This is a genomic window from Brevundimonas sp. TWP3-1-2b1, from assembly GCF_049896165.1.
Classification (GTDB): domain Bacteria; phylum Pseudomonadota; class Alphaproteobacteria; order Caulobacterales; family Caulobacteraceae; genus Brevundimonas; species Brevundimonas subvibrioides_B.
The window spans coordinates 78,117-87,853 of the sequence record NZ_JAFCTT010000008.1 but is presented as its reverse complement, the minus strand read 5'-3'; the positions used below and the strand labels follow the sequence as shown (position 1 = coordinate 87,853).

At 67.6% G+C, this 9,737-nt stretch carries 13 protein-coding genes; 4 read left to right on the top strand and 9 right to left on the bottom strand.

Going from position 1 to position 9,737, the window contains the following annotated elements; genetic code table 11:
* The first annotated feature begins 101 nt into the window (after positions 1 to 101).
* Positions 102 to 302 carry a hypothetical protein gene (locus tag ACP7AB_RS09555; RefSeq protein ID WP_303696414.1) on the top strand — a complete coding sequence of 67 codons (201 nt, stop codon included), beginning with the start codon at positions 102 to 104 and terminating at the stop codon, positions 300 to 302.
* A gap of 60 nt (positions 303 to 362) precedes the next feature.
* Positions 363 to 869: a pyridoxamine 5'-phosphate oxidase family protein gene (locus ACP7AB_RS09550; RefSeq protein WP_425991885.1), complete on the top strand. Its 507-nt coding sequence runs from the start codon at positions 363 to 365 to the stop codon at positions 867 to 869.
* Between the two features lie 66 nt (positions 870 to 935).
* Here ACP7AB_RS09550 and argF read toward each other — a convergent pair whose 3' ends face one another.
* The 4 genes from argF to ACP7AB_RS09530 all read right to left on the bottom strand — a co-directional run bounded on the left by argF (position 936) and on the right by ACP7AB_RS09530 (position 4,556).
* Positions 936 to 1,856 (bottom strand): ornithine carbamoyltransferase, encoded by a 921-nt coding sequence (gene argF, locus ACP7AB_RS09545; RefSeq protein WP_425992041.1) that lies wholly within the window; start codon positions 1,854 to 1,856, stop codon positions 936 to 938.
* A 177-nt stretch (positions 1,857 to 2,033) separates the two neighbouring features.
* The gene (locus ACP7AB_RS09540) at positions 2,034 to 3,215 is read right to left on the bottom strand and encodes an aspartate aminotransferase family protein (protein WP_425992043.1); all 1,182 of its coding nucleotides are present in this window, start codon (positions 3,213 to 3,215) and stop codon (positions 2,034 to 2,036) included.
* A 284-nt stretch (positions 3,216 to 3,499) separates the two neighbouring features.
* On the bottom strand, positions 3,500 to 4,321 hold the full coding sequence (locus tag ACP7AB_RS09535) for an ABC transporter permease (RefSeq protein WP_425991887.1): 822 nt from the start codon (positions 4,319 to 4,321) through the stop codon (positions 3,500 to 3,502).
* Positions 4,322 to 4,361: 40 nt separating this feature from the next.
* Positions 4,362 to 4,556 carry a hypothetical protein gene (locus ACP7AB_RS09530; RefSeq protein WP_425991889.1) on the bottom strand — a complete coding sequence of 65 codons (195 nt, stop codon included), beginning with the start codon at positions 4,554 to 4,556 and terminating at the stop codon, positions 4,362 to 4,364.
* Positions 4,557 to 4,767: 211 nt separating this feature from the next.
* On the opposite strand from ACP7AB_RS09530, the gene ACP7AB_RS09525 reads away from it, so the two are divergent.
* Positions 4,768 to 5,286 (top strand): GcrA family cell cycle regulator, encoded by a 519-nt coding sequence (locus ACP7AB_RS09525; RefSeq protein WP_303696410.1) that lies wholly within the window; start codon positions 4,768 to 4,770, stop codon positions 5,284 to 5,286.
* A 192-nt stretch (positions 5,287 to 5,478) separates the two neighbouring features.
* Here the strand turns inward: ACP7AB_RS09525 and ACP7AB_RS09520 are convergent, their stop codons facing one another.
* From ACP7AB_RS09520 to apaG, 3 genes are read right to left on the bottom strand one after another with little or no spacing between them, the layout of a single operon-like run.
* Positions 5,479 to 5,859, bottom strand: a complete 381-nt coding sequence (locus ACP7AB_RS09520) for a helix-turn-helix domain-containing protein (protein ID WP_303696409.1) — start codon at positions 5,857 to 5,859, stop codon at positions 5,479 to 5,481.
* 15 nt (positions 5,860 to 5,874) lie between these two features.
* Positions 5,875 to 6,168: a type II toxin-antitoxin system HigB family toxin gene (locus tag ACP7AB_RS09515; RefSeq protein WP_425991891.1), complete on the bottom strand. Its 294-nt coding sequence runs from the start codon at positions 6,166 to 6,168 to the stop codon at positions 5,875 to 5,877.
* Positions 6,169 to 6,203: 35 nt separating this feature from the next.
* A complete protein-coding gene (gene apaG / locus ACP7AB_RS09510) occupies positions 6,204 to 6,608 on the bottom strand; it encodes a Co2+/Mg2+ efflux protein ApaG (protein WP_425991893.1) in 405 nt (134 codons plus the stop codon).
* 159 nt (positions 6,609 to 6,767) lie between these two features.
* Here apaG and ACP7AB_RS09505 point away from each other — a divergent pair, with 159 nt between their 5' ends.
* A complete protein-coding gene (locus ACP7AB_RS09505; protein ID WP_425992045.1) occupies positions 6,768 to 7,790 on the top strand; it encodes a 2'-deoxycytidine 5'-triphosphate deaminase in 1,023 nt (340 codons plus the stop codon).
* A gap of 163 nt (positions 7,791 to 7,953) precedes the next feature.
* On the opposite strand, the gene ACP7AB_RS09500 is transcribed toward ACP7AB_RS09505, so the two are convergent.
* A complete protein-coding gene (locus tag ACP7AB_RS09500; protein ID WP_425991895.1) occupies positions 7,954 to 9,249 on the bottom strand; it encodes an MFS transporter in 1,296 nt (431 codons plus the stop codon).
* Entirely contained in the window at positions 9,233 to 9,709 is a 477-nt protein-coding gene (locus ACP7AB_RS09495) for a cupin domain-containing protein (protein ID WP_425991897.1), read from the bottom strand. The genes ACP7AB_RS09500 and ACP7AB_RS09495 overlap by 17 nt, the downstream gene beginning before the upstream one ends.
* Positions 9,710 to 9,737: the final 28 nt, after the last annotated feature.

Genomic DNA, 9,737 nt, shown 5'->3' with positions numbered 1-9,737 from the left:
CACCTCATCTCATCGCGCCGACGTGGTTAACGAGCGGTGAAGATTAAGACCCCGGTAAGGGTCCGCTTGCGCATCCGGGGGCTTGCCGCCACATCGCGCCCATGTCGATGACCCTGACCCTCTCGCTGCTGGCCGGCGCCCTGATCGTGGCCGGTTTCGCCGGCTGGCGGGGCGCGCGACCGAGCGACTTCCTGAAGCCGCGCATGGTGCCCTGGCGGTTCATCATGCTGCTGGCTGGAGCGCTGGCCTTCCTGCTGATGGTCCACATCGGAACGCTCATGGGGGTCACGCCCCGGACCTGAGGCGGAACAGGCGCGCGGTCCGGCGGTTATCCTACCCAACGCAAACCGCAGGAGCCCGACATGGCCGATACACTCACCTCCGCCGAAGCCGAAAAAGAGTTCTGGAAGTCCCTCAAGGACTCCAACACAGGCCTGCTCGGCCTCGACCAGCCCGGCTATCACGCCCAGCCGATGACCGCCTTCCGCGAGGCCGAGACCGGCACGATCTGGTTCTTCACCCGCGACGACACCGATCTGGCGAAGGACGCCGGGGTCGGCGGCGGCCAGAGCGCCATGTTCCACTACGGCTCGAAGGACCAGAACACCTGGGCCTGCATCCATGGCGAGCTGTCGGTCCAGGGCAATGACCGCGAGATCGTCGACCGCTACTGGAACCCGGTGCTGGCCGCGTGGTATCCGGACGGCAAGGACGACCGACACCTGACCATCCTGCGCTTCGACGCCGACGACGGCCGCGTCTGGGTCAACAAGGGCGGTCTGGTCAGGTTCGCCTTCGAGATCGCCAGGGCCAATCTGACGAAGACGACGCCGGACGCCGGCGGGGTCGCTGACGTGAACCTGCAGTAGGTTCGACCACGCAAAGATCAGGGGCGCCGTTTCGCGACGGCGCCCCTTTTCATGCCGGCAATCGGGTCAGCCCGCGAAACACCAGGCCAGCACGGCCTTCTGGGCGTGGATGCGGTTCTCGGCCTCATCCCAGACCAGCGATCGGGGTCCGTCGATCACCGCGTCGGTGACCTCCTCGCCGCGGTGCGCCGGCAGGCAGTGCAGGAAGACCGCGTCCGGATCGGCCAGGTCCATCAGGGCCTCGTCGACGGTGTAGCTCTCGAAGGCGTGCAGACGCGCCTCGTAGTCGCTGTCGCCCATCGACACCCAGGTATCGGTGACGACGACGTCCGCCCCGCGCACGGCGTCGCGCGGGTCGCTGGTCAGGGTCACGGCGTTGCCGCCCTTGGCCAGGTCGTGAAGGTTCGGGTGATACTCTGCCGGGCAGGCGACGTTCAGGTGGAAGCCCAGCTTCGGCGCCGCGTGCATGAAACTGTGGCAGACGTTGTTGCCGTCGCCGATCCAGGCCAGCGTCTTGCCCTCGATCGGACCGCGCTGCTCCTCGATGGTCATGATGTCGGCCAGGATCTGGCACGGGTGCGAGCGGTCGGTCAGGCCGTTGACTACGGGCACGGTGGCGACCCGGGCGAACCGCTCGACGTCCTCGTGGCTGTTGGCGCGGATCATCACAGCGTCGACCATGCGCGACAGGACGCGCGCGGTGTCCTCGACCGGCTCGCCGCGACCCAGCTGCATGTCGCCGGCATTGGCGATGATGGAGTCGCCGCCCAGTTGGCGGATGGCGGCGTCGAAACTGAAGCGGGTGCGGGTCGAGTTCTTCTCGAAGATCATCGCCAGGACGCGATCCTTCGCCGGCGCATCGGCATCGACCCAGCCCTGGGGCCTGCCCTTGCGGGCGGCCTTGCGGGCATGGGCGTCGTCGAGGATGGCGCGCAGCTCGGGCGCTTCCAGCCGGTGGATGTCGAGGAAATGGCGGGTCATGTTCAGTCTCCCCCCTCTCCTTGTGGGAGAGGGCTTGAACGCCCGAGAGCCGTCAGGCGATCGGTCTTGCGTGAAAGGGTGAGGGTCGGGTGCGAACCGGTGAGGCACGACCCTCACCCTTTCGCCTTGGCGCATCGCTGCGCTCTGCGAGGCTCAAGCCCTCTCCCAACGGGAGAGGGATCATTACGCCGCCGCCTTGATCTTGGTCCGCGCGCCTTCGCAGGTGCGCTCAAGCCGTTCGACGGCGTCGCGGGCCTCGTCCAGCGTCAGGTTCAGGGGCGGCAGCATGCGCACGCAGTTGTCGCCGCCGCCGGCGATCAGCAGGTGCTGTTCGTCGCGCGCCCACCCCATGAACTCGCGGTTGTTCGGGATCAGCTTCAGCCCGATCAGCAACCCCTTGCCGCGCACGTCCTCGATCACGTCGGGGAAGCGTTCCTTCAGCCCATGCAGCTGCTGCTTCAGATAGCCGGCGATCTCGTTGACGTTGCCCAGGATCTCGTCGGAGTTGATGGTCTTGAAGGCCGCCAGACCGACCGCCATGGCCAGGGGGTTGCCGCCGAAGGTCGAGCCGTGGGCCCCGACCGTCATGCCCGTGGCCGCCTCGGTGGTGGCCAGGCACGCGCCGATGGGGAAGCCCCCGCCGAGAGCCTTGGCGATGGCCATGATGTCGGGGGACATGCCGGCCCATTCATGGGCCCACAGCTTGCCGGACCGGCCCATGCCGCACTGGACCTCGTCGAAGATGATCAGGACGCCGTGCTGGTCGCACAGGTCCCGCAGTCCGCGCAGGCAGACGTCGGGCATGGCCCGGCACCCGCCCTCGCCCTGCACCGGCTCGACGATGATCGCCGCCGTCGTGGGCTCGGCGATGGCGGCCTTGAGCGCCTCGTGGTCGCCCCAGGTCAGCTGGTGGAAGCCCTGCATCTTGGGCCCAAAGCCCTCGGTGTAGCTGGGGTTGGCCGCCGCGTTGATCGCGCCATAGGTCCGGCCGTGGAAGGCGCCGTCGAAGCCGTAGATATCGATCCGCTCGGGCTGGCCGTTGGCGGCGTGGTATTTGCGCGCCGTCTTGAGGGCGCACTCGACCGCTTCGGTGCCCGAATTGGTGAAGAAGACGACGTCGGCGAAACTGGCCTCAGTCAGGGCGTCGGCCAGTTCTTCCTGACCCGGAATCTTGAAGATGTTGGAGACGTGCCAGAGCTTCTCGGCCTGGGCCTTCACGGCCTCAACCAGAACCGGGTGGGCGTGGCCCAGGCCGTTGGTCGAGATGCCCTGGACGCAGTCCAGATATTCGGTCCCGTCCGTCGCCCACAGACGCGCGCCTCGCCCGCGATCCACTTCCAGCGGCGCGCGATTGTAGACACCCATCAGATGACCGGACACAGCAAGACCTCCAAAAGAAACGAAGCCCCGGCGCGGGTGCGACGGGACTTTTCAGGAGTGGCGGTTGTCGGATGGGAGCGGGGGTGAGTCAACACCACTGCTTTCCCTCTCCCGGCGGGAGAGGGCTTGAGCGTCCAGGAGCGTCAGCGATTGGAAACGCGAAAGGGCGAGGGGTTGGCGCTAACCAGGGAGTGGCAGGACCCTCACCCTTTCGGCTTGGCGCATCGCTGCGCTCTGCGAGCCTCAAGCCCTCTCCCACCGGGAGAGGGTTAACTTTTGAGCCGCCAGCCGGACCTGAACACCAGCCAGCAGGCGACGGCCAACGCCACCGTCAGGACCGCGCTCATCACAACCCCGACGAGCAGGCTGCCCTCGGCATGACCGATGAAGCCGTAGCGGAAGCCGTCGATCAGATAGAAGAAGGGGTTCCAGTGGCTGATGGTGGCGAAGGGCTCGGGCAGATTCTCGACCAGATAGAAGGTGCCCGACAGGAAGGTCATGGGCATGACGACGAAGTTCTGGACCGCCGACAGGTGATCGAACTTCTCGGACCACAGCCCGGCCAGCACTCCGACCATCCCCATCAGGAGAGACGCGATCAGGCCGAACCAGATGATGGCCGCGATATTGTAGAGACCCAGCCGCGCGAACGGCATGACGCAGATCGCCGTGACCAGGCCGACCACGATGCCCCGGGTCGCGGCGCCGAGCGAAAAGCCGATGGTCAACTCCAGCGGGCTCAGCGGGGGCGTCAGGAAGTCGGTCGAGGTGCCCATGATCTTGGCCTGGATGAGGCTTGAGGAGGCGTTGGCGAAGGCGTTGTTCAGGATCGCCATCATGATCAGGCCCGGCGCCACGAACTCGGCGAAGGGGGTGCCGTGCAGCGGCGGCCGCGCCCCCTTCAGCGCCACGACGAAGACCAGCATATAGAGCAGGGTCGTCACCACCGGCGCGGCGACCGTCTGGGCCCCCACCTTCCAGAAGCGGCGGACCTCGCGCAGGTACAGGGTCTGCACCCCGATCCAGTTGACCCCCGCGTAGTGGCGCGGGGTCGGCAGGCCGGAGGGTCGGGTGGAGGCGAGATCGGTCATGGGCCGTCAGATGCCGCCGCGTGACACGACACGCAAGGGCTCAGGCAAGAGGGTTAACCCTGCGCCGCGCCTCGTCCGCCTCGGTGATCAGTCGCAGGCCCGATATCTCGGCGGCGTCGGGCGTCATGGTGATGGCGATCTCCGGCGGATCGACCACCCTCACGCAGCCATCGCCCGCCAATGGAGTCAGAGGCTTACGCGTGATCGGCGGGTCGACGAGAGGCGTGTTGGACATAGAGCCTCAACCCGGCCCGCCCGCGCATGTTCCGTATCGCCGCGCTTGGGCCGGCTCAGCGAACACCGATTCAAGATGTGGTTTCTGTGGACGACTGATTCGCACATCTTGCGTCTGTTAAGGTCTCGTTTACGATTAGTTGTGGCTGACGGGACCCGGGAGGGGCTCCAGGCGCCAAATGTTGAATCAAAACTGTACCCCGGAGGGTGGCATGACCGCAGGCTGGACCGAAGATCGCGTCGGCGCGCTGAAGAAGCTGTGGCTCGAGGGGCAATCCGCCTCGCAGATCGCCAAACAGCTGGGCGGCGGCGTTACCCGCAACGCCGTCATCGGCAAGGTCCACCGCCTCGGCCTGTCGGGTCGCGCGACCCCGTCTCAGCCGGCGCGCACCGCCACCGCCTTCCGCCCGGCCCGTACCCGCACCACGCCCCCGGCCCAGCCGTCGGCGCCGCGGCGCATCGAGGCCGCCCAGGCCGTGCCGCGCCCGGTCGTGACGACTCCCAGCTTGCCGGCCGTCGCAGAAATGCCCGGCACCGCCACGGTGATGACCCTGGGCGCCCACATGTGCAAATGGCCGATCGGGGACCCGTCCTCGACCGAGTTCAGCTTCTGCGGCCGTCGCGCCTCGGAAGGCGTCTACTGTCAGGAACACGCCCGCGTCGCCTACCAGCCGCAGATGAAGCGCGGCGGCAAGGAAGAGCTGGCCCGCAGCCTGCGTCGCTACATCTAGCTAAGGGCGCTATCGCTCGCGACGCGGTCGCTCACGGCTTGAGCGCGGAGTGTCATCTCCGCAGAGACCCGTCGATTGTCATCCCCGCGAAAACGGGGCCGCAGCCGCCTCGCCAGGTCCCTGGCGAGACCGGGGCGGGGCTGCGGTTATCCGGGTTGACGCAGCCCCCCACCCGCCTGCCGCGCCGTCGTTCTAGGCGGCCTGGGCCGTGCCGATCAGAGCCGCCGCCGGGATGCGCCATGCCGCGCTGATGGTGCGGATATGTTCGACGGATAGCCCGCGACGCCCGTTCAGGATTTCCGAAGCGCGCGAACGGGATCCCAGAAGCGCGGCGAAGTCGGCCTGGGTGTAGCCACGCCCCTCCATCACAAGACGAATGACCTCGAGCGGGTTCGTGGCGGCGACCGGCCAGCGGCGTTCCTCATAGGCTGCGATCACAAGCCCCAGCAGTTCGAAGCGATCCCCCTCCGGCGTGCCAGGCTCGGGCTCGGCGTCGAAGAACGCCTCGTAGGCGGCCAAGGCGGCGGCCAGTTGATCGTCATCATGGATGACGCGAACGGGGAAGGGGGTCATGGTCGCCTCTCCTCTTCAGACCGACGCCGGATCGATCCGGTCATACTCGGCATGGGTTCCGACAAACTTCACCAGCACCTGTTTGAACGGATATGAAATCCGGACCACCAGCCGATAGTTGTTGCCGCCGATGTCGAAAATGACCCGGTTGTCACCGACGAAATCGACAGTGTTGAAGTCGTCGCGCACCTCCTGCGGCGTCCGCCATTCGGCGGCTCGTGCAATGTCATACCACGCCGAAAGCGGCCCCATCGCCCGAGGATGCCGGGTCCAGAACTCGACGAGCGTGCGACGCGCCACCACGTTCATACGAACACCCTAGCATGTTCCCGTTTCGGGAACAACTAGTTCAGAACCCGACCGCCCGGCACGTCGAGGCTGAAGGCGGGGATGGCGGCCTCGAACGACCGGCCGGTGGCGTCGGTCATCGTATAGGCCCCCTCCATCGATCCCGACGGCGTCGGGAGCGGGCATCCGGACGCATAGGAATAGCTGTCGCCCGGCGCGATCAGGGGCTGTTCGCCGACCACCCCCGGTCCGCGCACCGTCTCAACATGACCCGTGGCGTCGGTGATGACCCAGCGGCGCGCCATCAACTGCACCGCCTCGGGGCCGCGATTCTCGATCTCCACCTGGTAGGCCCAGACCCAGCGACGCTCGTCCGGATCGGACTGGCCGGCCAGATAGCTGGGCCGCACCCGCACGATGACGCCCTGGGTTTCGGCCACATAGGGTGCGGTCTCATGCATGACCCATCGTCGCCCGACGCAAGCCGCAGTTCAAGCGCGCTCAAGCAGCGAGCGACCGCATAGCCTGCCCTCCGGCCGATCGAAGATCGGACCGGGGGCGAGCGGTAGCGCCCTCAGCCGGACGTGCGTCCGGCGAGATCAATGTGTATGCCGTTCTCCATGACTCTTGAATTCTCCACGCCGGGCATCCTGCCGGCCCAGTCCATCGAGGCCCTGATCGCCGCCGGAGCAATCAGATCGGCGACGCCCTGGGACGCCGACCAGGTTCAGCCGGCCAGTCTCGACCTGCGCCTGTCCGACCGCGCCTGGCGCGTGCGCGCCTCCTTCCTGCCGGGTCAGCGGCTGGTGGCCGACCGAATCGCGGACGTGTCGATGCATTCGATCGACCTGTCGGGCGGCTATGTGCTGGAAAAGGGCTGCGTCTATATCGCCGAACTTCAGGAGCGGCTGAACCTGCCCAAGGGCCTGATCGCGCGCGCCAATCCGAAGTCCTCGACCGGCCGTGTCGATGTCTTCGTGCGCCTGCTGACCGATCGCGGCGGTTCGTTCGACGATGTGGACGAGGGCTACGAAGGACCGCTCTATCTGGAGATCGCGCCCCAGACCTTCTCCATCCTGGTGCGGCCCGGCACCCGGCTGAACCAGCTACGCCTGAAGGCCGGGGAGCCGCCGAAGCTGGAGACCCGCAGCGTCGGCGTCGATCTGCAGACCGGCGACATCGTCGGCTTCCGCGGCCGTCGTCACGCCGGCGTCGTCGATCTCGACAAGATCGACGGCCACGACCCGAAGGATTTCTGGGAGCCGCTGACGCTCCGTCGCGGCGAACTGCTGCTGGACCCGGGCGAGTTCTACATCCTGGCCTCGAACGAGGCTGTCGAGATCCCGGTCATGCAGGCCGCCGAGATGACCCCGATCGACCCCAGCGTCGGCGAGTTCCGCGTCCACTACGCCGGCTTCTTCGACCCCGGCTTCGGCACCGACGAGGCGCACGGCGCGGGCTCGAAGGGCGTGCTGGAGGTCCGCACCCACGACACCCCCTTCCTGCTGGAACACGGCCAGATCGTCGCCCGCTTGGTCTACGAACCCCTGACCGAACGCCCGTCACGCCTCTACGGCGAGGGCGGCAGCCACTACCAGCGGCAGGGGCTGAAGCTGAGCAAGCACTTCAGGGCCTGGGGGTGAGACCCAGCCCTCTCCCTCCCCCTCGGGGGAGGGTCGTCGCGTAGCGACGGGGTGGGAAGGGCCGGCGACGCGGACACCGTCGACAGGTATTGCCTCGCCGCCCCCACCCGGTCTCCGCTGCGCTGCGACCACCCTCCCCCGAGGGGGAGGGAGACGATCGAGCTCAAACCAGCCTGTCGGCCTTCCTCAGCCCCGGGAACAGTTTCGCCCACACGCCCGTCGCCGCCAGCGCTCCGACCCCGCCGAAGACGGCAGCCCCGATCGGCCCGAGGAACCGCACCATGACGCCTGAATAGGCCTCGCCGAGCTCATTGGACGCGCCGATGAACAGCATCGACACCGAGGACACCCGCCCGCGCATGTGATCGGGGGTCGACAGCTGGATCAGGGTCTGGCGGATGTTGACGCTGATCATGTCGGCCATGCCTCCGATGAACAGGGCCGCCGCCGAGATCCAGACGACCTTCGACAGGCCGAAGACGATGGTGCAGACGCCGAACACGGCGACCGAGGCGAACATCAGCATGCCGCCGCGTCCCGGGATCGGATAGCGGGCCAGGACCAGGGCCATCAGGAAGGCCCCGCCGCCGAACGAGGCCCTCAGCAGGCCGAACCCTTCCGGTCCGACATGCAGGATGTCGCGGGCGAAGATCGGCGTCAGCAGGGCCACACCCGCGAACAGAACCACGATCAGATCGAGCGAGATCGCGCCGAGCACGATCTTCGTGTCCCAGACGTATTTCAGCCCGTCCTTGACCGCCTCCCAACGGCTGCCGACGGCCTCCATCGGCGCGGGCCTGCCGCTGGTCCGGATGATCAGGAAACAGGTCAGGCCGATACCGAACAGGGCCAGCGACACGCCGTAGGCCAGGGGCACATTGACGCCGACGATGACCCCGCCCAGCGCCGGCCCCGCGATGGCTCCGGTCTGGAAGGCGATCGACTGGGCCGCGATGGCGCGCGGCAGGGCGGCGCGCCCGACCACCATCGGCAGATAGGCCTGGCTGGCCGGGGCGAGGAAGGCGCGCGAGGCGCCGAAGCCGACGGCGACCGCCAGCAGACCCCACAGCGGCGGATGCCCGTGGATGGCCATGGCCAGGAAGGACAGGGCGCACGTCGCCTCGGCCAGGATCGACCAGATCACGGTGCGCCGGCGATCCCGCCGATCCGCCATCTCGCCGGCCGGCAAGGTCAACAGCAGCAAGGGGATGAACTGCGCCAGTCCGACGAGGCCGAGATAGAGGCTGGCCTGTTCGATCGGATGGTCGCGGCGCGCGATCTCATAGACCTGCCACAACAGGGCCGAGGACTGGATCTGGATCGCCAGAACGGCCGCGACCCGACCCAGCCAGATCAGGCGGAAATCGTTGATGTCCCAGGGATTGGTCCCGTGGGCGGCCAGCGCAGCTTCGGCGTTGGGCTTGGTGATCGGCTCAGGCGCCTCAGGTGCGTCGGTCATGTTTCGGGTAAGGCGTTCCGTCTCGGTGGTAATAGCGGTCCGCGCCCAGGGGCAGGACCATGTCGATGTCGGGATAGTCGGCCCCGTCGCCGCCGGGGGCGCGCGTCCCGACTTCCAGCAGAACCGCCTCGGCGCCCGATCGGTTCTCGATCTTGTGGCCGTTCGGCACGCCCGCCTTGAAGCCCGCACAGTCGCCGGCCTTCAGCACCGTCTCGCCGTCCTCCTCGATCAGGACCACCTCGCCCGACAGGACCCAGACGAACTCGTCCTCGGTCGCATGCCAGTGGCGCTGCGACGACCAGGCCCCGGCCGGAAGACGCAGCAGGTTGACCCCGAACTGATCCAGCCCGGCCGCATCGCCAAGCTTCCAGCGACGGCGCGGCTTGCAGTGTTCGGCGTGCTCCTCGGGATAGGTGGTCCCATGCCCGGTCGGTGCGGCATCGAGGTCGATCTTCGGCATGGCGGTCCCCTTTCCGGCTGGACGCGAT